Source organism: Pseudomonas sp. JZ134 (genome assembly GCF_051027695.1).
GTDB classification, from domain to species: domain Bacteria; phylum Pseudomonadota; class Gammaproteobacteria; order Pseudomonadales; family Pseudomonadaceae; genus Chryseomonas; species Chryseomonas luteola.
This window is the reverse complement of the sequence record NZ_CP069250.1, coordinates 2,790,968-2,811,220: the sequence shown is the minus strand read 5'-3', so window position 1 is coordinate 2,811,220 and position 20,253 is coordinate 2,790,968. Positions and strand designations below refer to the sequence as shown.

The 20,253-nt window shown below is 56.1% G+C and carries 19 protein-coding genes; 15 read left to right on the top strand and 4 right to left on the bottom strand.

Annotated elements, in window-relative coordinates:
* The first annotated feature begins 57 nt into the window (after window positions 1-57).
* Together JQR86_RS13095 and JQR86_RS13090 are read left to right on the top strand one after the other, a co-directional pair.
* Entirely contained in the window at window positions 58-1,161 is a 1,104-nt protein-coding gene (locus JQR86_RS13095; protein WP_010797602.1) for an NADH:flavin oxidoreductase/NADH oxidase, read from the top strand.
* A 154-nt stretch (window positions 1,162-1,315) separates the two neighbouring features.
* Window positions 1,316-2,032, top strand: coding sequence for a tellurite resistance TerB family protein (locus JQR86_RS13090; RefSeq protein WP_010797603.1), 717 nt, complete (start codon window positions 1,316-1,318; stop codon window positions 2,030-2,032).
* On the opposite strand, the gene JQR86_RS13085 is transcribed toward JQR86_RS13090, so the two are convergent.
* Window positions 2,033-2,947 (bottom strand): LysR family transcriptional regulator, encoded by a 915-nt coding sequence (locus JQR86_RS13085; protein ID WP_312270112.1) that lies wholly within the window; start codon window positions 2,945-2,947, stop codon window positions 2,033-2,035.
* A 132-nt stretch (window positions 2,948-3,079) separates the two neighbouring features.
* On the opposite strand from JQR86_RS13085, the gene JQR86_RS13080 reads away from it, so the two are divergent.
* From JQR86_RS13080 to JQR86_RS13050, 7 genes are all read left to right on the top strand, one after another.
* The gene (locus tag JQR86_RS13080) at window positions 3,080-4,747 is read left to right on the top strand and encodes a GMC family oxidoreductase (RefSeq protein ID WP_286787061.1); all 1,668 of its coding nucleotides are present in this window, start codon (window positions 3,080-3,082) and stop codon (window positions 4,745-4,747) included.
* 122 nt (window positions 4,748-4,869) lie between these two features.
* Window positions 4,870-6,492 (top strand): MFS transporter, encoded by a 1,623-nt coding sequence (locus JQR86_RS13075; protein WP_010797606.1) that lies wholly within the window; start codon window positions 4,870-4,872, stop codon window positions 6,490-6,492.
* Between the two features lie 250 nt (window positions 6,493-6,742).
* Window positions 6,743-7,838 (top strand): peptide chain release factor 2 gene (gene prfB / locus JQR86_RS13070; protein ID WP_100217761.1). Its coding sequence is split into 2 segments (ribosomal slippage): window positions 6,743-6,814 and window positions 6,816-7,838, totalling 1,095 coding nucleotides; the frame shifts between segments, so codons are not numbered across the junction.
* Window positions 7,839-7,900: 62 nt separating this feature from the next.
* Window positions 7,901-9,403 carry a lysine--tRNA ligase gene (lysS, locus tag JQR86_RS13065; protein ID WP_010797608.1) on the top strand — a complete coding sequence of 501 codons (1,503 nt, stop codon included), beginning with the start codon at window positions 7,901-7,903 and terminating at the stop codon, window positions 9,401-9,403.
* Between the two features lie 143 nt (window positions 9,404-9,546).
* Window positions 9,547-10,842: a flavohemoglobin expression-modulating QEGLA motif protein gene (locus tag JQR86_RS13060; protein WP_312270109.1), complete on the top strand. Its 1,296-nt coding sequence runs from the start codon at window positions 9,547-9,549 to the stop codon at window positions 10,840-10,842.
* 38 nt (window positions 10,843-10,880) lie between these two features.
* Window positions 10,881-11,618, top strand: a complete 738-nt coding sequence (locus JQR86_RS13055) for a TIGR00266 family protein (RefSeq protein ID WP_434153689.1) — start codon at window positions 10,881-10,883, stop codon at window positions 11,616-11,618.
* Between the two features lie 25 nt (window positions 11,619-11,643).
* Window positions 11,644-12,150 (top strand): O-acetyl-ADP-ribose deacetylase, encoded by a 507-nt coding sequence (locus tag JQR86_RS13050; RefSeq protein WP_434153687.1) that lies wholly within the window; start codon window positions 11,644-11,646, stop codon window positions 12,148-12,150.
* Window positions 12,151-12,205: 55 nt separating this feature from the next.
* Here JQR86_RS13050 and JQR86_RS13045 read toward each other — a convergent pair whose 3' ends face one another.
* From JQR86_RS13045 to JQR86_RS13035, 3 genes are all read right to left on the bottom strand, one after another.
* Entirely contained in the window at window positions 12,206-12,979 is a 774-nt protein-coding gene (locus JQR86_RS13045) for an OmpA family protein (RefSeq protein ID WP_434153686.1), read from the bottom strand.
* 46 nt (window positions 12,980-13,025) lie between these two features.
* A complete protein-coding gene (locus JQR86_RS13040) occupies window positions 13,026-13,469 on the bottom strand; it encodes a DUF4398 domain-containing protein (protein ID WP_026004043.1) in 444 nt (147 codons plus the stop codon).
* A 245-nt stretch (window positions 13,470-13,714) separates the two neighbouring features.
* The gene (locus JQR86_RS13035; protein ID WP_010797614.1) at window positions 13,715-14,053 is read right to left on the bottom strand and encodes a hypothetical protein; all 339 of its coding nucleotides are present in this window, start codon (window positions 14,051-14,053) and stop codon (window positions 13,715-13,717) included.
* A gap of 123 nt (window positions 14,054-14,176) precedes the next feature.
* Here JQR86_RS13035 and ppc point away from each other — a divergent pair, with 123 nt between their 5' ends.
* The 6 genes from ppc (at window position 14,177) to JQR86_RS13005 (ending at window position 20,244) form a co-directional block, all read left to right on the top strand.
* A complete protein-coding gene (gene ppc, locus JQR86_RS13030; RefSeq protein ID WP_434153685.1) occupies window positions 14,177-16,816 on the top strand; it encodes a phosphoenolpyruvate carboxylase in 2,640 nt (879 codons plus the stop codon).
* Between the two features lie 275 nt (window positions 16,817-17,091).
* Window positions 17,092-17,739: an adenylate kinase gene (adk, locus tag JQR86_RS13025; protein WP_010797616.1), complete on the top strand. Its 648-nt coding sequence runs from the start codon at window positions 17,092-17,094 to the stop codon at window positions 17,737-17,739.
* Window positions 17,740-17,900: 161 nt separating this feature from the next.
* Entirely contained in the window at window positions 17,901-18,089 is a 189-nt protein-coding gene (locus JQR86_RS13020) for a CsbD family protein (RefSeq protein WP_434153684.1), read from the top strand.
* A gap of 96 nt (window positions 18,090-18,185) precedes the next feature.
* Entirely contained in the window at window positions 18,186-18,863 is a 678-nt protein-coding gene (tsaB, locus tag JQR86_RS13015) for a tRNA (adenosine(37)-N6)-threonylcarbamoyltransferase complex dimerization subunit type 1 TsaB (RefSeq protein WP_434153683.1), read from the top strand.
* A gap of 160 nt (window positions 18,864-19,023) precedes the next feature.
* Window positions 19,024-19,380 carry a hypothetical protein gene (locus tag JQR86_RS13010; protein WP_434153682.1) on the top strand — a complete coding sequence of 119 codons (357 nt, stop codon included), beginning with the start codon at window positions 19,024-19,026 and terminating at the stop codon, window positions 19,378-19,380.
* Between the two features lie 6 nt (window positions 19,381-19,386).
* Window positions 19,387-20,244 (top strand): DUF72 domain-containing protein, encoded by an 858-nt coding sequence (locus tag JQR86_RS13005; RefSeq protein WP_074827587.1) that lies wholly within the window; start codon window positions 19,387-19,389, stop codon window positions 20,242-20,244.
* The last annotated feature ends 9 nt before the right edge of the window (window positions 20,245-20,253 follow it).

Sequence of the window (20,253 nt, the reverse complement as noted above, 5' to 3'; positions counted from 1 at the left end):
GATCATTCCGGCAAAGTAAGGCTCTAATAGATTCAAGTCCTTGTGCCGAGAGCGATCATGAGCAAACTTTTTGAGCCTTTTACCCTTCGCCAACTGACGCTTCCGAACCGCGTTGTAGTTTCCCCCATGTGCCAATATTCGAGCGAAGACGGTTTCGCCAATGATTGGCACTTGGTCCACCTGGGCAGCCGTGCCGTTGGTGGCGCGGGTCTGGTCATCAGTGAAGCTGTTGCCGTTACGCCAGAAGGACGTATTACTCCGCAGGATCTGGGCTTATGGAAGGACGAGCAGATTGAGCCGCTGCGCCGCATCACTCAATTCATTCAGTCACAGGGCGCGGTACCGGGTATCCAGATTGCCCATGCCGGGCGTAAAGCCAGTACGTGGCGTCCTTGGGAGGGCAAGCACGGCAGCGTTCCCATCGCTGAAGGTGGCTGGGTTCCCGTAGCTCCGTCAGCGATAGCCTTTGACCCCCAGCACACACGTCCTACCGAGCTGGATGCTGAGGATATTGCCGGTCTCACCAAAGCCTTTGTCGCAACAGCCGAGCGCGCACTGGCTGCCGGGTTCAAGGTTGCTGAAATCCACGCGGCCCACGGTTATCTGCTACATCAGTTTCTTTCACCGATTTCAAACCAGCGTAGCGATCAATACGGTGGCAGTTTCGATAACCGTATCCGTTTCCTGTTGGAGGTTACACAAGCCATTCGAGCAGTCTGGCCTGATGAGCTGCCTGTCTTTGTTCGGTTATCGGCAACCGATTGGGTAGAAGATGGCTGGAATGTAGACGAGACGGTAGAGCTGGCCAAGCGCTTGAAACCCCTGGGTGTCGATCTGATTGATGTTTCCTCGGGAGGTACTGCGGCAAACGCCGAAATCCCGGTAGGCCCAGGTTATCAAACGCAATTTGCAGAGCGGGTTCGCAAGGAGGCTGAGATTGCCAGTGGCGCCGTGGGCATGATTACCGATGCGGCCCAGGCTGAGCACATCATTCGTACCGGTCAGGCCGATGTGGTACTGCTGGCACGCGAACTGCTGCGTGATCCGCACTGGCCGCTGCAGGCCGCTGAAGCATTGCGCGACAAGGTTTCCTGGCCCGCACAGTACGTTCGCGCGGCACACCGGGATACGCCCCTTCGCAAGCCGCTATCGTTCGATTGACCCTGTTAGGGCGAGCTTCCAGTAGGTTCGCCCTGTTTAATCCTCCCTCCAAGCGTCCCTGCAATATCTCGCAGCAGAAGAGCGCTCCGCTGCATGAACCATCTGCCGGTGTGTCTTGCCCTAATAGGTATCTACCATTATCTGGAGAGCAATGATGCAAACACGTGGCCTGCTGGATCAATTACTCAAGACAGGGCAGGACATGCTCGCCAAGCAGGGCGGCCTGTCCGGTGCACTTGGAAAGTTGAATCAAGGTAATGCGAAGTCTCAAACCCCTTCGTCGAAAGACCCTCTGAGCGGCATGCTGTCGAGTGCAGGCGGCGGAGCGCTGGCCGCCAGTGTGTTGGGGATGCTTTTGCGCGGCAAGGGCGCCACCCGTATGGGAGGTGGCCGGATGGCCAAGTATGGTGGGTTGGTCGCGCTGGGTACGCTAGCCTACCAGGCTTATACAAACTGGCAGAAAAGCCAGGCCAATGCGCCTCAGGCCGAGCCTCAGACAGTAGATCGTGCGCCGGAAGGAAAGGTGGAGCAGCACAGTCAGGCCATTCTGAAGGCACTTATTGCGGCAGCCAAGGCAGACGGGCATATCGATGATCAGGAGCGTAAGCTCATTGATGACGAAATGAATCGACATGCAGATGATCCTGAGCTTCAGAACTGGCTGCGTCAGGAAATCAATAAGCCGCTGGACCCTGCCGAAATTGCTGCCAGCGCCAAGACGCCGGAAATGGCTGCCGAGATTTACCTGGCAAGTCTGTTGATGGCCGATGATCAGCAAGTGATGGAAAAGGCCTATCTAGACGAGCTGGCGCGTCATCTGAACCTGGATCCCGCCCTCCGGGCTGAGTTGGATAGCAAGGCCAAGGGCTGATCATGTGTCCGGGCCGTCTTGCTCGGCGGCCTGGCCCATCAAGACATGTTGGTGTTGCTCGCACAGGCCAACCAGAAAATCCCAGACAACGCGCAGCCGCACCGTTCGATGAAGTTCTCGGCGCGATGATATCCAGTAGTGCCGAATGACGCGCTCCTGCGGCAGGACTGGTATCAACAGGGGATCGCGGCTTCCCAGGTAGTAGGGAAGGATGGCAATGCCGATTCCCGCCTGAGCCGCCATTTGCTGAGCCAGCACGCTGGTGCTCCGGAACGCTACTTGCGGGTGCTTGCACATTGTCTGGAGAAAAAGCAGTTCTTTGGTGAATATCAGGTCGTCTACGTAGCCAATCCAGCGATGGCGGGAGAGATCTTCCCGTGAGTGAAGGGGAGGCGCTTTTTCCAGATAAGCTGAACTGGCGTACAGTTGGAGACAATAGCTGCTGAGTTTTCGAGCGATGACCAGATCAGCGCTGGGCCGTTCGAGCGTAACGGCAATATCCGCCTCCCGGTTAGTAATGCTGACAAAGCGGGGAACCGAGACCAGCTCGATTTCAAGGCCCGGATAGCGCTCCAGTAAGGTTGCCAGCCGCCCGGCCAGGAAGCCCGTGCCCAGTCCTTCCGTCACCCCAAGGCGAACCTGGCCTAGGGGATTTACGCTACAGGTCATTTCTTCCTGCGCCAGAAGGGCGGATTCCTCCATGGCCTCGGCATGCTTGAGTAATGCCTGACCGGCTGGTGTGAGCTGATACCCCTGGGTGTGCTGAACGAGAAGCTGCGTGCCCAGGGTGCGTTCGAGCGATTCGATGTGCCGAGCGACGGTCGTGTGGCTGGTTCCCATACGCCTGGCCGCGGATAGCAAGCGCCCGCTGCGCTGTAATTCCAGAAAGAAGCGGAGGTCGTCCCAGTTGAACATTCGCGTGACTCCTCACCTAGGTAACTGCTGTGCATTTTTGAACAACGGCTGCCTGAAAATGATTGTTCTTGTTCTGAAATACTCCGTCTAGCATGAAGAGCAATAACAAGTACAACAAGAGCAGATGTTCTGATGACCACTCTTCCGAATTCATACGACTATGTCATCGTTGGCGCAGGTCCTGCCGGTTGCCTGCTGGCCAATCGGCTATCGGCTGATCCTTCGGTTCGCGTGTTGCTTCTAGAGGCGGGCGGCCGTGATACCTATCCCTGGATTCACATCCCTGTCGGCTATCTCTACTGTATCAATAATCCCCGTACTGACTGGTGTTTCAAGACCGAGCCCGAACCTGGTCTCAACGGGCGGGCGCTGGGTTATCCGCGCGGCAAGGTGATGGGAGGTTGCTCTTCTATCAACGGCATGATTTATATGCGTGGTCAGGCGCGTGACTATGACGAGTGGGCGGCTGCGGGTAATGCCGGTTGGGGTTGGCAGGATGTCTTGCCGCTATTCAGGCGCATGGAGAATCACTACGCAGGAGCGTCTGAGCTGCATGGGGCGGGTGGTGAGTGGCGCGTCGAGAAACAGCGCCTGAGCTGGGATATTCTCGAAACATTCCGTCGCGCAGCGGCAGAGTCGGGCATTCCTTCGGTCGAAGACTTCAATACGGGTGACAATGAAGGCTGTGGTTTCTTTCAGGTCAATCAACGTAGCGGAGTTCGATGGAACGCAGTCAAGGCCTTTCTCAAGCCTGTCCGGCAGCGAGCCAACCTAACGATCGTGACCAATGCCGAGGCGGATCGGGTCATCCTGGAGGACGGACGGGCCCGTGCCGTTCAGGTCGTACGGAAGGGGCAATTGCAGCGCTTTATCGCGCGTCGGGAAATTATCCTGTGCAGCGGTGCCATAGGCTCTCCCGCCATCTTGCAGCGCTCGGGTATTGGCCCGCGACCGCTATTGGAGCGGCTCGGGATTGGTGTTCAACATGAACTGCCCGGCGTTGGTGCAAACCTTCAGGATCACCTGCAGTTACGTCTGATCTACAAGGTCTCGGGTATTCATACGCTCAATCAAATGGCCAGTAGCCTATGGGGTAAGCTGAACATGGGCCTGCAGTACGCATTCGGACGCCGCGGCCCGCTGGCCATGGCGCCGAGCCAGCTGGGTGCTTTCGCTCGCTCCGAGCCGAGCCAACCGTCTGCCAATCTGCAATACCATGTTCAGCCATTGTCGCTGGATCGCTTCGGCGAGCCGCTGCACACCTTTCCAGCATTCACGGCCTCAGTGTGCAACCTGCGGCCAGAGAGCCGGGGGCGAGTGGAAATTCGTTCGGCAGAACTGGATGCTGCGCCGCTGATCCAGCCGAACTATCTCAGCCATGAGGCGGATCTCAAGGTCGCTGCCGATGCTATTCGTCTAACACGACGTATTGTCGGCTCGCCGGCCCTGGCACCTTATGCACCGGAAGAGTACCTGCCGGGTCCGGACTTTCAGACAGAGGAGCAGCTAAGAATGGCTGCCGGCAGTATTGGTACTACCATCTTTCATCCTGTGGGGACCTGCAAGATGGGGGCAGGTCCCGAGGCGGTCGTGGATGCTCAGTTGCGCGTTCATGGGATACCGGGGCTACGTATTGCCGATGCGTCGATCATGCCCACTATCGTGTCGGGTAATACCTGCTCACCTACGTTGATGATCGCGCAGAAGGCGGCCGAACTGATAGTGGCAAGCCAGCGAGACGAGCGGCTGACCCATGCTGCCCAGACGATCCGACGTGAGCCGGAGCGGCTGGCAATCTGAGCAACACAAGGCAATCTCAACGAAGGCAGTACCGCTTGAACAGGCCGTATGAGGTTCTGGCGTCCCGCAGTGAATAACAATGACAACAGACACTGAGACCCCACGAGGGTCGGGAGACAAGCATGGCAGAGTATGCCCAGGCCAGCGGCTACAGCCGCACCGTCAGCAGCACCCGTGAAGAGCGCAAGGTTATCTTTGCCTCTTCTTTGGGGACCGTGTTCGAGTGGTATGACTTTTTTCTTTACGGCGCCCTGGCGGCCGTGATCAGCAAGCAGTTCTTCGCAGGTGTCAACGAAACTACCGCCTTCATCTTTGCCCTGCTGGCTTTTTCGGCGGGCTTTCTGGTCAGGCCGTTTGGTGCACTTGTCTTTGGCAGGCTAGGCGACAAGATCGGCCGCAAATATACATTTCTGGCAACCATCCTATTGATGGGTGTTTCTACCTTTGGGGTTGGATTGTTGCCTACCTATGCCTCCATCGGACTTGCCGCCCCCATTTTGTTAGTTACGTTGCGATTGCTTCAGGGGCTGGCGCTGGGTGGCGAATATGGAGGAGCCGCCACTTATGTGGCTGAACACGCACCGGCTGGCAAGCGGGGTAGCTATACCAGTTGGATTCAGTCAACAGCAACCCTTGGGCTTCTGCTTTCGCTACTGGTCATTCTGGTCTGTCGGAAGCTGACCGGTGACGCATTCGAAACCTGGGGCTGGCGCTTGCCGTTCCTGTTTTCGATTGTGCTGTTGGGTATCTCAACCTGGATTCGTCTGTCGATGCACGAGTCCCCGGCGTTTCTCAAAATGAAGTCCGAAGGCAAGACGAGCCATTCTCCTATTAGGGATTCGTTCACCCGCTGGAGCAATTTGCGCGTTGTGTTGATTGCGTTATTCAGCATCAATGCCGGCCAGGCAGTAACTTTTTATACCGCGCAGTTCTACGTCCTGTTCTTTCTGACGCAAATGCTCAAGATGGACGCCGCCCTGGCTAATACGCTGCTTATCATCTCGATTGTCATCGGTGCGCCTTTCTTTGTCTTTTTTGGTTGGCTGTCCGATAAGGTCGGTCGCAAGCCGATTATGATGCTAGGACTGCTGCTGGCAACGGTTTGCTATTTTCCAATCTTCAAGGCTTTGGGGCATTACGCCAATCCGGAGATTGATATGGCCAGCCGGCAGGCACCGATTACCGTCGAGGCGGATCCTGCCACCTGTACCTTCCAGTTCGATCCTGTCGGCAAGGCACGCTTCGACAGTCCGTGCGATCGGGTCAAGGCACTTCTGGTAAAGCGCGGCCTGCCTTATCAGACCGCTGAAGGTGCCGCTGGCAGTGAGATCGTCGTACGGGTAGGGCAACAGGAAGTACGCGGTTATGATGCGGCTACCCTGAGCGCAGCAGTGGACGCAGCCGGTTATCCACAAAAGGCTGATCCGGCGGCCATCAATCAGGGCATGGTCGTGCTGTTGATCGTTGCGCTGATTTTGATCGCTACCATGACGTATGGTCCATTGGCAGCATTGATGGTGGAACTGTTTCCGACCCGTATCCGATATACCTCGCTATCGCTGCCATACCATGTTGGCAACGGCTGGTTCGGCGGTCTGTTGCCTACCGTGTCCTTTGCGCTTGTCGTGTATACCGGCGATATTTTTTATGGCCTGTGGTATCCAGTGCTTATTACTGGGGGCAGTCTGGTGGTAGGCCTGCTGTTCCTGCGTGAGACCCGTCATGTCGATATTCACGCAGATTAAGCGCACTCAAAGGTCTGGGCTGTGTAGGCCGCGCTGTAAACTGTGCCGCCTGTATCGGATGTCGTACCGGTAGGCGCCAAGCGGCATGAGTCGACCGGAGCCTGCAGCAGTGCTTTTCCATGCTGCTGTAGGCCATTCGGAGGGGCTGAATAACGGAGGGACGAACAAACACCGGCAAAGGCTGCCGGATCGGAGCCGGTTGCAGTATACTCGCAGGCTTTTCCACGTTTTCCGCGAGTGATTGCCAGCCATGGAAATCAACCCGATTCTGAACAGTATCAAAGACCTCACCGGACGTACCCAGACCATTCGGGGGTATCTTTGACTACGATCATAAAAAAGATCGTTTGACCGAAGTTGAGCGCGAGCTCGAAGATCCAAGTGTCTGGAACAAGCCTGAGTACGCTCAGAGCCTTGGCAAAGAACGCGCCCAGCTGGCCCAGGTGGTCGAAACCCTTGATGAGCTTTCCGGTGGTCTGGCCGATGCAAACGACCTGCTGGAAATGGCTGCCGAGGAAAATGACGAAGGCGCTGTCAACGATGTAGCCACCGAGGTCGAGCGTTTGCGCGAGATTCTCGAGAAGCTCGAGTTCCGTCGCATGTTCAGTGGCGAGATGGATCCGAACAATGCCTACCTTGATATCCAGGCTGGCTCCGGCGGCACTGAGGCTCAGGATTGGGCCAATATGCTGCTGCGCATGTACCTGCGCTGGGCAGACAAACACGGCTTCGAGACGACCATCATGGAGCTCTCCGAAGGTGAAGTGGCAGGGATCAAGGGCGCAACCGTTCATGTGAAGGGTGAGTATGCGTTCGGCTGGCTCAAGACTGAGATCGGCGTACATCGGCTGGTTCGCAAGAGTCCATTCGATTCGGGCAACCGCCGCCACACGTCGTTTACAGCCGTCTTCGTTTCGCCGGAGATCGATGACAACATCGAAATCGAGATCAACCCAGCCGACCTGCGGATCGATACCTACCGTTCCTCCGGCGCGGGTGGTCAGCACGTTAACACCACGGACTCGGCGGTGCGTATCACCCACGTGCCCACCAACACGGTGGTCAGCTGCCAGAACGAGCGCTCCCAGCACGCCAACAAGGACACCGCCATGAAAATGCTGCGGGCCAAGTTGTATGAGCAGGAAATGCAGAAACGTACGGCCGCTTCCCAGGCGTTGGAAGACTCCAAGTCCGATATCGGCTGGGGCCACCAGATCCGCTCCTATGTACTCGACCAGTCTCGGATCAAGGATCTGCGTACCGGCATCGAGAACAGCAACTGCGATGCGGTACTGGACGGCGACCTGGACGAGTTTATCGAGGCCAGCCTCAAGCAGGGCCTGTAACACTACCTTAAACGCCTTCTCCGACAGGGGAGGGCTGATCCCGTGATGGAAATACCCAGACCATGAGCGAACAACCTTTAGACCAACATGCCCAAGAGCAGGAACACAACAAGCTGATTGCCCAGCGCAAGGAAAAGCTTGCAGCCCTGCGCGCCGAGCAGCGCATCGCGTTCCCGAATGACTTCCGCCGCGACAGCTACTGTGCGGACCTGCAGAAAGCCTATGAAGGCAAAAGCAAGGAAGAGCTGGCCGAAGCGGGCATCAAGGTCAAGATTGCTGGCCGCATCATGCTCAACCGCGGTGCGTTCATGGTTCTTCAGGACATGACCGGCCGGCTTCAGGTTTATGTAGACCGCAAGAAGCTGCCAGCGGAAACGCTGGAAGCCATCAAGACCTGGGATCTGGGCGATATCATCGCGGCCGAGGGCACACTGGCCCGCTCCGGCAAGGGCGACCTGTATGTAGACATGGACAATGTTCGTCTGCTGACCAAGTCTCTGCGTCCTCTGCCTGACAAGCATCACGGCCTGACCGATACCGAGATGCGCTACCGTCAACGCTACGTCGACCTGATCGTCAACGACGACGTCCGCCATACGTTCCGTGTACGCTCGCAGGTGATCGCTCACATTCGCCAGTTCCTGCGGGATCGTGACTTCCTCGAAGTCGAAACGCCCATGCTGCAGACCATTCCAGGCGGTGCGGCAGCCAAGCCCTTCGAGACGCATCACAATGCGCTGGATATCGATATGTTCCTGCGTATCGCTCCAGAGCTTTATCTGAAGCGCCTCGTAGTAGGTGGCTTCGAGCGCGTGTTCGAGATCAACCGCAACTTCCGTAACGAAGGCGTATCGACTCGGCACAACCCTGAATTCACTATGCTTGAGTTCTACCAGGCGTATGCCGATTACGAAGACAACATGGACCTGACCGAGGAATTGTTCCGCGAGCTGGCCATGGCGGTTCTGGGTACCACCGATGTGCCGTACCAGGGCAAGGTCTTCCACTTCGGTGAGCCGTTTGCACGCTTGTCCGTGTTCGACTCGATCCTGAAGTACAACCCCGAGATCAGCGCTGATGATCTGCGTGACATCGAGAAAGCACGTGCGATTGCCAAGAAGGCCGGTGCGGACGTCAAGGGCTTCGAAGGGCTTGGCAAGCTGCAAACCATGATTTTCGAAGAGCTGGTCGAGCACAAACTGGAGCAGCCTACGTTCATTACTCAGTATCCGTTCGAAGTCTCTCCGCTGGCCCGTCGTAACGACGACGATCCAAGTGTGACTGACCGCTTCGAGCTGTTCATCGGTGGCCGTGAAATCGCCAACGCCTATTCCGAGCTTAACGATGCGGAAGACCAGGCTGAGCGCTTCCACGCTCAGGTGGCCGATAAGGACGCCGGTGATGACGAAGCCATGCATTTCGATGCCGACTTCGTGGCGGCGCTGGAATACGGCATGCCGCCAACGGCAGGTGAGGGCATCGGTATCGACCGTCTGGTCATGCTGTTGACCGACTCTCCGTCGATCCGTGACGTAATTCTGTTCCCGCATATGCGCCCGCTGTAAGCAGTTGCTGTAAACAAAGAACCGCCTTTATGGCGGTTCTTTTATTTCTGGCGTACCGAGATCTGTCGAACCGCCGTCTACCCAGGCAGTCGATACGCTATCCTGCATACGTCAGGGTTTGTCTTCCCTGTAATGAGGTGGGCATGAATTCACGCAAGGTGAAAAACCAGTACCAAGAGACGATTCGCACGCTTTCCGATCGTATCGTGGCGGCCCAGGCCCCCATCCGGATTCTCGATGCGGTGAAGTGGGAGGATGAGGTCAAACAGCGCTTTCTCGATGGCAAGGGCAAGATGCTACCCCCGGTGGATCGCGCCTACTATGAACAGCGGCCGTTAGGGTTCGACCCGGATGAGGTCAAGGGCGAGTTTCAAAGCATCGAGCGGGAAGTGACCCGGCACCTGGGGCAATTCAGCCCGGTGGGGCAAATCATGCGGCGTATGTGCCGTGAGTACCGCATGGTCGTGCGGATGCTTCAGGCGCGAGGGACGCGAGATTTTGGCCTGATCTCCCAGGAACTCTATGGGGCAGCGTCCGATGCCTTTCATGCCGGTGACCCGACTCTGGCGGATCTAGGCATGATGATGTCGGACTATCTGAACAACATTGATAAGCGCAGCGATCTCAAAGACGAGCCCAAGACACTCAGCGCCAAGGAAGCTGCACCGATGCTGCAGCAGCGCCTGAATGCAGTATTTGGAGAAGACGAAGGCACTATCCGTGTGTTCGAATCAGATGGAATCGTTGCCGACGCTGCCGCAGGCGCGGATTACATCAAGATCCGGGCGGACGCCATGTTCAACGAACGTGATATTCGTGCGTTGGAGGTTCATGAAGGGTTGGTCCATGTTGGGACAACACTGAACGGTCAGAATCAGCCGATCTGCACCTTTCTCTCGAAAGGACCGCCATCGTCCACCGTTACGCAGGAAGGCTTGGCTATCCTCATGGAGGTCATTGCCTTTACTTCTTACCCTTCACGCCTGCGCAAGCTAACCAATCGTACCCGTGCTATTCACATGGCAGAGGAGGGTGCTGATTTTCTGGATGTCTTCCGCTTCTATGAGGAGCAGGGTTACAGCCTGGAGGATGGTTACCAGAATGCCAGTCGCGTATTCCGCGGTTCTACGCCTTCCGAGTTACCGTTTACCAAAGACCTCTCCTATCTCAAGGGCTTCATTCTCATCTACAACTATATTCAGCTGGCCGTTCGTAAGGGCAAGGTAGAGCAGATTCCCCTGTTGTTTTGTGGCAAGACCACCCTGGAAGACATGCGCATTCTGAGCCAGCTGGTTGAAGAGGGTCTGGTCGCGCCGCCCAAATACCTGCCGCCCCAATTCCAGGATCTCAATGCCTTATCGGCCTGGATGTGTTTTTCCAACTTCCTGAACCATCTCAGCCTGGATCGAATCGAAGCGGATTACGCCAATATCATTTGACCACGCCGACGCCTTGTGTCGGCTTACAGGAGTAAGCCATGCCCAGTCATGAGATCGATTACCGCATCATTGGCGAGTCCATGCAGGCGGTGGAAATCGGACTTGATCCCGGCGAGACCGTTATCGCCGAGGCAGGTGCCATGACCTATATGGAAGAAGACATCGATTTCACTGCCCGCATGGGGGACGGATCCGGCGGAGTGCTGGGCAAGCTGTGGAGCGCTGGTAAACGCATGATGGGCGGCGAATCGCTATTCATGACGCACTTCACTAATGAGGGGAAGCGCAAGCGTCATGTAGCCTTCGCTGCGCCTTATCCAGGACACGTTGTACCGGTTGACCTCTCAGCTATTGGCGGTACGCTTTTCTGTCAGCGCGATGCCTTCCTCTGTGCTGCGCTAGGTACGCGTGTAGGCGTAGCGTTTACCCGCCGCCTGGGGGCCGGCTTCTTTGGTGGTGAGGGTTTCATCCTGGAAAAGCTGGAAGGCGATGGTCTGGCCTTCATGCATGCGGGCGGTACGGTCATTCGCAAAGAGCTCAATGGGGAAACGCTCCGGCTTGATACCGGGTGTCTGGTTGGTTTTACCGAAGGTATCGATTACAGCATTGGCTTGGCAGGCGGCCTACGCAGCATGCTGTTTGGCGGTGAGGGCTTGGTATTGGCAACCCTAGAAGGACACGGCTCCGTATGGGTCCAAACGCTCCCTTTTTCACGTCTCGCTGAGCGCGTCTATGAAGCAACGACCAAGGCGCAAGGCGAGAAAGGCAGTGAATAGCCATCCATTGCTCGTAGAGGTTTGAATGAAAATTCGGGTATGGCAAGGGGATATTACCGCGTTAGATGTTGATGTCATCGTCAACGCGGCGAATGAGCGTCTGCTAGGCGGGAGTGGCGTTGATGGCGCGATTCACCGGGCAGCGGGTCCTGAACTCTTGGAGTATTGCCGACGACTGGGCAGATGCCCGGTAGGAGAAGCCAGGCTTACGCCTGGTTTCAATCTTCAGGCCCGCTTTATCATTCATACTGTCGGGCCGGTTTGGAGCGGAGGCAATTCAGGTGAGCCCGAGCAGTTAGCGCGGTGTTATCGAAACACGTTGGCGCTGGCTGAAAGTATCGATGCCCGTACCCTGGCCTTTCCTGCGATCAGCTGTGGTGTCTATGGATATCCTGCGGAGCAAGCGGCACGCGTTGCGGTATCCGTTCTCCAAGAGCCCAGACCGGAAGGTAGCTCGATTCGTGAAGTCATCCTGGTAGCGTTCTCCACTGAAATGGCAGGGGTATTAACTAACGCTACGCTCATTGATTGATCACCCGCCCATAAAAAAAGCCCGGCATTAGCCGGGCTTTTAGGATGGTCACCTATTACATGCGTGGTGCAACCGGATTCGCGTCGTTGGAAATAGTAACCTCTACGCGACGATTCATGGCGCGATCAGCTGCGGTAGAGTTGCTAGCTACCGGGAATGCCTTGCCATAGCCTCGGGTTACGATGCGATTAGGCGATATGCCCATGCTGACCAGCGCGGTCTTGATAGCATTCGCACGGCGCTCGGACAGCTGCTGGTTGTATGAGTCGGAGCCAGTGCTATCAGTGTAGCCTTCAACAATGACCTGACGTTCTGGGTTCTGCTGCAGGAAGCTGGCTAGCTGCTGAACGTTGGTCATGCCTGCGGGCTTAAGTGTGGCCTGGTTCAGATCGAATAGTACGTTGCCGAAGGTTACGACAGTACCACGATCCGTCTGCTTGGCGTTAAGCTGGCTTTGCAGCTGCTTGAGCTGTGCAGTACGGGCATCCAGACGAGCCTGGGTACGCTGTGCGTCAACGCCTTGCAGTTGCTGCTCGGTCATGCGCAGTTTGACAGTTTGCATGGCCAGTTGAATGCGCTGGTTGGCCAGGTACGCTAGCTGGTCGACTTTCTTTTCATTCTCGCCTTCACGGTAAGCACGGCTGGCTTTATCTACCCAATCGCCTGCATCTTTGGTTTCCAATGCCGCTAATTGAGAAGATTGGGGCTGTGCCTGCAAGGCAGCATAGTCAGCCTGGGCCTTCTCAAGGTTCGGGTTTGGTGGAGTCGAACAGGCAGCCAGGGCGATGCTCAGGGCAGATACGGCAGGGATAAGAAACTGTTTACGCATAACATTCATCCTTTAGGCATAAGACGGGAATAGGGGATGGGTCAGCTTATTGCTGGCGTTGGTTCTGCTTTTGCTGCAGCTCGCCGTTGATCATCCCTTCCTCGCGGATCTGCTGAATGCTCTTCTGAGCGTCCTGGAGGGCTGCATCAGCCTTGGCAGCCTGGGTCTTGCGAGTTGCAAGACGTGCGTCCCACTCGGCCTGCTCAGCCAATTGCTTGGCCTTTTCGTAGTTCTTTTCGTTCAGTGCTGTTTGAGCCTGTGTCCACTTGTCCTGGGCGGATTTAGTTTCCAGCGGAGCGTACTGGTTACCGCCACCACTTACCGCTTCATTGACTGCGGATTGAGTAACGGCCATCTGCTCACTAGGCGGATCACCTGCGCAGCCGGTTAGGATCAGTGCACTGCCTAGCGCCAGTGCAGCGAATTTCAGACCACAGGCCTTTTGTATCGATTTCTTGGCAGTCAATGTATTCATAGGGCTCAGCTCCATTAATAGTCCAAACAGCTAAATTGTTCCCTGGCTGACAGGGTGGCCGAGGCCTTTTATTACCTTCGCTATTTATCGGATCGAAGGTTATTGACAAAAAACCTCTCATTTACTGGCTAACGTATGGACCGCTTCAAGTCACGAAATGTTCATCCCTTGTCTAAAAATCCATAGCACGCTAAGCGGTAAAACAGCATTTCAATCCAGCTAATGGATTGTTCTGGCTAGGGTTATTGTGCGTCTGGCGATCATGTGGACGAATCGTTTTTGTTGAGCTCAGCCAGGTGCTTCTTCGACAGTTCCAGAAAGCGTGGCGTGGGGCCAACATCTTCATAAAGTGGATCACCCAGCTCGTCCGTTGCTACGACTCGCTGTCCCTTGACATAGGGAAAACTGGCTTCAAGTTCCTCTAGCGCCGCGCCTACCAGCTCAGCTAAGAGTTCTTCTACGCTACGCTTTGGATACATTTCGTGGAGGGCATGCAACCGGGCCGCGGATTCAAGGTCCAGAACCAAGTTGTAGTGTGCGTGGGCCATACGGCCTGTAGCGTTCTGCTCCCATTCCTGTACGAGCTCGCTGATCTTCATGAGAATCTCCTTCGCCTGACCGTTTCGTTGCAGTTCTACAAAAGCTAGACAGCAGAGTGTCGTACGAGGTCCCTGGCGCAGGTGTGCTAGAACAACAAAGAGAACAACGAAAGAGGGATAAACATGGTCGTCGAGATTGATGTTCGTCTGCGGGAAGATGTTCACCGACTGGGAGAGCTGTTAGGACAGACCATTAGCGATCAGTATGGTCCTGCCTTTCTGGAAAAGATCGAGCGTATCCGAAAGGGCGCGAAAGCTTCGCGTGGCGGGTCGCTCCGTGGCGAAAGACAGCTGTCCGAGACGCTCAATTCGCTGGATGAGTCCGAGCTGCTACCAGTTGCCAGAGCCTTCAATCATTTCCTGAACCTGGCCAATATCGCCGAGGAGTATCACCGTATCCGTCGGCGTAGCGCTGGCGAGCCGGCACCGCTGGAAGACCGGGTGCTCCAGGAAGTTCTGTCCCGGCTCAAACAGGCGGGGCACACTGGGCCAAAGCTTGCCGAGCAGCTGTCTCAGCTGAGTATCGAGTTGGTTCTCACTGCGCATCCAACGGAGGTTGCTCGCAGAACGCTGATTCAGAAGTACGAGGAGATTACCGAACAGCTGGCCGCCCAGGATCACGATGATTTGACGGCTGCCGAGCGGCACGAGGTGCAGCAGCGACTGCGCCGCCTCATTGCGGAAGCCTGGCATACCGAAGAGATTCGCCGACAGCGGCCCACGCCTGTCGATGAGGCCAAATGGGGATTCGCAGTTATTGAAAACTCGCTTTGGCATGCAGTACCCAAACTGCTGCGACAAGTAGACGAAACGTTACAGGAGGCTACTGGAGAACGTCTACCGTTGCTGGCAACGCCTGTTCGATTCGCTTCTTGGATGGGCGGCGATCGTGATGGGAATCCGAATGTAACGGCTACGATAACGCGCGAAGTACTGCTGTTGGCACGCTGGATGGCGGCCGACTTGTACATGCGTGATGTAGACCGCCTTGCATCGGAGCTTTCCATGCAGCGTGCCTCGGCTGAACTCATGGCAGAGGTCGGTGATACACCTGAGCCGTACCGCGCCCTGCTCAAGCAACTACGCGAGCGACTCAAAGCCACGCGCGACTGGGCTGCCAGAGCCGTTCATGAGCCTCATATCCCCAGCACAGGGGTGCTTGAGCACAATGAAGAGCTCCTGGGACCTCTCAAGCTCTGCTATGAGTCGCTCCATGCCTGCGGAATGGGCGTTATCGCTGACGGGCCGTTGTTGGATGCGTTGCGTCGCGCTACTACCTTCGGACTTTTCCTGGTGCGGCTGGATATCCGTCAGGATTCGACCCGCCATGCGTCAGCCATGAACGAAATTACAGAATATCTGGGGCTTGGCAGCTATGCCGAATGGGATGAAGCGCGTCGGCTGACGTTTCTGGAGACCGAGCTTTCCAATCGCAGACCCTTGCTGGCACCGGATTACACGCCCTCGGCAGACACTGCCGAAGTGCTTGCAACCTGCCGTGTAATTGCCGAGTCACCTGCAGCAGCGCTGGGGTCCTATGTGATATCGATGGCGGGCTCAGCGTCAGATATCCTGGCCGTGCAACTCTTGCTCAAGGAAGCAGGCGTACGTCGACCCATGCGGGTGGTACCTTTATTCGAGACACTGGATGATCTTGAACATGCAGGCGAGGTCATTGAAAGCCTGCTGGCGCTGCCGGGCTATCGCGAACGGCTTCAGGGGCCCCAAGAGGTCATGATCGGCTATTCCGACTCGGCCAAGGATGCAGGAACCCTGGCTGCGGCCTGGGCGCAGTATCGTGCCCAGGAAGCCTTGGTAGACATCTGCAGCCGGCAGGGTATCGAACTCATCCTGTTCCATGGGCGCGGAGGCACGGTGGGACGCGGTGGCGGTCCTGCCCATGAGGCGATCCTTTCGCAGCCGCCAGGTTCGGTCTGCGGCCGTTTCCGGGTAACGGAGCAGGGCGAGATGATACGCTTCAAGTTTGGTCAGCCCGATATCGCGCGGCAGAATCTCAACCTTTACCTGGCTGCTGTCTTGGAGGCTACATTACAGCCGCCTCCAGTCCCTGAGCCGGAGTGGCGGGCTGACATGGATCGTCTGGCTGCAGACAGCCTGAAGGCTTATCGTGGCGTGGTGCGGGAGCATCCTCAGTTTGTTGACTACTTCCGCAGGGCTACGCCTGAGCAGGAACTGGGCCGTCTGCCCTTGGGCAGCCGCCCGGCGAAGCGTCGTGAGGGCGGGGTGGAAAGCCTGCGTGCCATCCCCTGGATTTTTGCCTGGACACAGACCCGCCTGATGTTGCCTGCCTGGTTGGGCTGGGAAACAGCGTTGGCTAGGGCCCTGGAGCGGGGTGATGAACAGCGGTTACAGCAGATGCGTGAGCGCTGGCCGTTCTTTCGTACTCGCATCGATATGCTGGAAATGGTTTTAGCCAAGGCTGACGGAGACATTGCCCGGCTCTATGACGAGCAGTTGGTGCCGGAGCAGTGGCGTGCGCTAGGGCAAGAGCTCCGCGACCTGTTGTCGCAGGCGGAGCGCTCTGTACTGCGTCTGACCGGCCAGGCCGAGCTGCTAGCTCACAACCCTCAAACGCGGGCATTCATTGCCGTACGTAATATCTACCTTGATCCGCTACACCTGCTTCAAATCGAGCTGCTGGAACGTTCTCGGCAGGCTGGGGAGGGCACGGCAAGCCCCCTGGATCAGGCCCTGCTGGTCAGCGTTGCAGGCATTGCGGCAGGCCTTCGCAATACGGGTTGAGGGCCGGTTCTTTTGTTTGAAAACGTCCTGTCTGCTCCTCATGAGGGAGCAGCAGGACGGTCAGCCAGGCAATCCTTCCATTTCATCTGGAAAGCACGAATAAATCCCTGCGACTTTTAGTGGCTTGTGCCCCCTCGTGATGCTGTGTATTTTGAATCCCCTTGACCGTCAAACGGCCAAATAAAACATCGAGACAGCCTGAGGATCGCAATGGCTCTGTTGAGCGGGCCACTTCAAGGCAAGTCCTGGATACCATCATTTAAGGAGCGACGTGCATGCGCGTGATACTGCTAGGGGCGCCCGGTGCCGGTAAAGGTACTCAGGCTCGGTTCATTACCGAGAAGTTTGGCATTCCGCAAATTTCCACTGGGGACATGCTGCGTGCTGCCGTTAAAGCCGGGACTCCGCTAGGTCAACAGGTCAAAGGCGTCATGGACAGTGGTGGCCTGGTTTCCGACGAAATCATTATTGCCCTGATTTCCGAGCGTATTCTGGAAGCCGATTGCTCCAACGGTTTCCTCTTTGATGGTTTCCCTCGCACCATTCCACAGGCCGAGGCGCTGAAGAATGCTGGCGTCACCATCGATCACGTGCTTGAAATTGCCGTGGATGATGAAGAGATCGTCAAGCGTATGTCGGGTCGTCGCGTACATCCGGCTTCAGGTCGTGTGTACCACACGCTCTACAATCCGCCGAAAGTCGAAGGTAAAGACGACGAAACCGGGGAAGATCTGGTTCAGCGTGAAGATGACAAAGAAGAAACCGTACGTAAGCGTCTCGATCTGTACCATTCCCAGACCAAGCCGCTGGTAGACTTCTACCAGAAGCTAGCAGACGCTGAAGGTACGCCGAAGTGCAGCCGGGTTGAAGGTGTCGGGTCCGTCGAATCGATTACGGCCAAGGTACTCGAAGCGCTCAAGTAAAGGCGTTTCCATCTGTTGCCAAACGGTCCTTTCAGGGCCGTTTTTAGTATCTGAAGGGAAAATGCAAAAAACCAAAAAGCACCCTCTCAAACAGGAATAGTTGAACTCCTCTGCCTTGCGCTTAGTCCTAATAAGGCACACAACGAAATTAGGAGAACGCTATGAGCAGCACAACAGATAAGATCAAAGGCACTGCGAATGAAGTAGCGGGTAAAGCTAAGCAAGGTGTAGGTGAAGCCACCGATAACCAGAGCCTCAAGAATGAAGGCGATGCCCAAGAGATCAAGGGTAAAGGCCAAAAGGTGGTTGGCGATGTCAAAGATGGCGTCAAGAAAGCCGGCAACTTGTAAGCATTAGAGATTCGATCAACGGCCATCTTCGGATGGCCGTTGTCGTTTCTGGAACTTATACTGGCAGACTTTGCTGTTTTGTCTGGATACCTACCGATGCCTACGCTGTTGGCCATTGATACTGCTACCGAAGCCTGTTCTGTTGCGCTCCTTCATGAAGGAAGCGTCATGTGCCGCTATGAAGTGATTCCCCGTATGCATGCACAGAAAGTGCTGCCTATGATTAAGGAACTCATGGCTGAATCAGAGCTTGCGCTAGCGGCCATAGACGCCATTGCGTTTGGTCGCGGTCCCGGTGCCTTTACCGGCGTACGTATTGCAGTCGGTGTTGTTCAGGGGTTGGCTTTCGGTCTGGAGCGCCCAGTGTTACCTGTATCCAATCTGGCTGCGCTGGCGCAGCGCGCCTATCGTGAGCGAGGCGTTATTCAGGTAGCCGCCGCTATCGATGCGCGTATGGATGAGGTCTACTGGGGCTGCTATCGCCTGGAGCAGGAGGTCATGCAGCTGGTTGAAGCCGAAGCAGTACTTCCTCCCGAGCAGACACACCTTCCGGAAGACACTGCTGGCGAATGGTTTGGTGCCGGTACAGGATGGGGATACGTTGGCCGTATGGCTGCTTCTGTTGCCGAAACGGATAGCACTCTCTTGCCCCATGCCAAGGATATCCTGACCCTGGCGACGTATGCCTGGACTCAGGGGCGTGCCGTTCCTGCAGAGGAGGCGCAGCCTGTGTATTTGCGTGATCAAGTTGCCACGCCTAAGCAACCACGTTGACCCGCCCTCGACAGCAATAGGCGACAGGCGGTAAAACCTCGTCCGTATTACTGAGGTCAACAGATGAGCTGCTGATTTCATCGACCATATGGTATTTGAGATGATTTGCTAAGCGCAGGAGATCTCATACAGTGGCGATACTGGCAAAAGGGCATTAATCATGCGTATCGATAGCTACACTTCCTCTTACTCATTAGATCGTCCTGGTCGTAATCGGGCGGACAGCTCGTATCATGAGATACAGAATGAGGAAGAAGTCCGTCGTGAGCAGCCCGCTACGGGTAATGTTTCCTCGCAGGGGTTGGGTACTGCGCCACTGATTCGCAGAGTCGAGTCAACCCAGCCAGATGATGAAGTGACCAGTGATGCTCAGCTGCTGACAGCGCGGGAATATGTTCTCTATGAACAGCCGATCAGCGCCCGTAGCGCACGTGCCATTGCCAGTTACGACAGTATCGCTATGCTACCGCGAGATCCAGGGGCCGCCCAGGTAGTAGGGCTGGACTTTTATGTCTAAAGCGTAATGCTGCCTTATTACATCGGTTGCCCATCATGGAGTGATCCTCATTGGCGAGGCTCACTTTATCCAGCATCTACACGATCCTCGGAATTTCTTCCGCGCTATGCTCAGGTGTTTAACGCGGTAGAGGGAAACACCACGTTCTATGCCGAGCCCTCTGTCGAGACGGTATCGAGATGGGCTGAGTTGATGCCGGATCACTTTCGCTTCTGCGCCAAGTTTCCTCGCGAGATCAGCCATGACGGTGATCTAAGAGCCTGCTTATCCCATGCGCACTCCTTCATGCAGTTGCTGGTCCCGTTAGGGAGGCGTGTCAGCCCATACTGGCTTCAGTTCTCTTCAAGCTTTGGTCCGAATCGACTGGCCGAGCTGGCTGATTTTCTGGATGCACTGCCTTCCTCAGGGCGAATAGCAGTAGAGGTGCGACATGACGATTTTTTCAGCAAGGGTATGGCTGAGCGTGAGCTCAACAATTTGCTGATGGCCAGAAATGTCGAGCGTATCGGACTGGATTCCCGTGCCTTGTTCAGTAGCGAACCGGTCTCCGATGTCATCCGTGATGCGCAAGCCAAAAAGCCTCGCGTGCCTGTCCGTGTTCCTGCTTTTACCCAATCACCACAGATCCGCTTCATTGGTCGGTTGGAACTTGAGGCCAATGATATCTATCTAGAACCTTGGGTGAATAAATTTGCAGAGTGGATCAAGGAAGGGCGTACCCCTTACATATTTCTGCATACACCTGACAACCGTCATGCTCCTGAACTTGCCATGCGTTTTCATGCGCAACTGCAGGAGCGCTTGCCGGAACTACCGCCATTGCCAGTCATGGCTGAGCCTGTCGAGCAGCTAGGCTTGCTGTAAGCCAGATCA

Excerpts from the sequence above, each read along its gene's own strand:
- JQR86_RS13095 (WP_010797602.1), top strand. The coding sequence starts at position 58 with ATGAGCAAACTTTTTGAGCCTTTTACCCTTCGCCAACTGACGCTTCCG.
- JQR86_RS13090 (WP_010797603.1), top strand. The coding sequence starts at position 1,316 with ATGCAAACACGTGGCCTGCTGGATCAATTACTCAAGACAGGGCAGGAC.
- JQR86_RS13085 (WP_312270112.1), bottom strand. The coding sequence starts at position 2,947 with ATGTTCAACTGGGACGACCTCCGCTTCTTTCTGGAATTACAGCGCAGC.
- JQR86_RS13080 (WP_286787061.1), top strand. The coding sequence starts at position 3,080 with ATGACCACTCTTCCGAATTCATACGACTATGTCATCGTTGGCGCAGGT.
- JQR86_RS13075 (WP_010797606.1), top strand. The coding sequence starts at position 4,870 with ATGGCAGAGTATGCCCAGGCCAGCGGCTACAGCCGCACCGTCAGCAGC.
- lysS (WP_010797608.1), top strand. The coding sequence starts at position 7,901 with ATGAGCGAACAACCTTTAGACCAACATGCCCAAGAGCAGGAACACAAC.
- JQR86_RS13060 (WP_312270109.1), top strand. The coding sequence starts at position 9,547 with ATGAATTCACGCAAGGTGAAAAACCAGTACCAAGAGACGATTCGCACG.
- JQR86_RS13055 (WP_434153689.1), top strand. The coding sequence starts at position 10,881 with ATGCCCAGTCATGAGATCGATTACCGCATCATTGGCGAGTCCATGCAG.
- JQR86_RS13050 (WP_434153687.1), top strand. The coding sequence starts at position 11,644 with ATGAAAATTCGGGTATGGCAAGGGGATATTACCGCGTTAGATGTTGAT.
- JQR86_RS13045 (WP_434153686.1), bottom strand. The coding sequence starts at position 12,979 with ATGCGTAAACAGTTTCTTATCCCTGCCGTATCTGCCCTGAGCATCGCC.
- JQR86_RS13040 (WP_026004043.1), bottom strand. The coding sequence starts at position 13,469 with ATGGAGCTGAGCCCTATGAATACATTGACTGCCAAGAAATCGATACAA.
- JQR86_RS13035 (WP_010797614.1), bottom strand. The coding sequence starts at position 14,053 with ATGAAGATCAGCGAGCTCGTACAGGAATGGGAGCAGAACGCTACAGGC.
- ppc (WP_434153685.1), top strand. The coding sequence starts at position 14,177 with ATGGTCGTCGAGATTGATGTTCGTCTGCGGGAAGATGTTCACCGACTG.
- adk (WP_010797616.1), top strand. The coding sequence starts at position 17,092 with ATGCGCGTGATACTGCTAGGGGCGCCCGGTGCCGGTAAAGGTACTCAG.
- JQR86_RS13020 (WP_434153684.1), top strand. The coding sequence starts at position 17,901 with ATGAGCAGCACAACAGATAAGATCAAAGGCACTGCGAATGAAGTAGCG.
- tsaB (WP_434153683.1), top strand. The coding sequence starts at position 18,186 with ATGCCTACGCTGTTGGCCATTGATACTGCTACCGAAGCCTGTTCTGTT.
- JQR86_RS13010 (WP_434153682.1), top strand. The coding sequence starts at position 19,024 with ATGCGTATCGATAGCTACACTTCCTCTTACTCATTAGATCGTCCTGGT.
- JQR86_RS13005 (WP_074827587.1), top strand. The coding sequence starts at position 19,387 with ATGCTGCCTTATTACATCGGTTGCCCATCATGGAGTGATCCTCATTGG.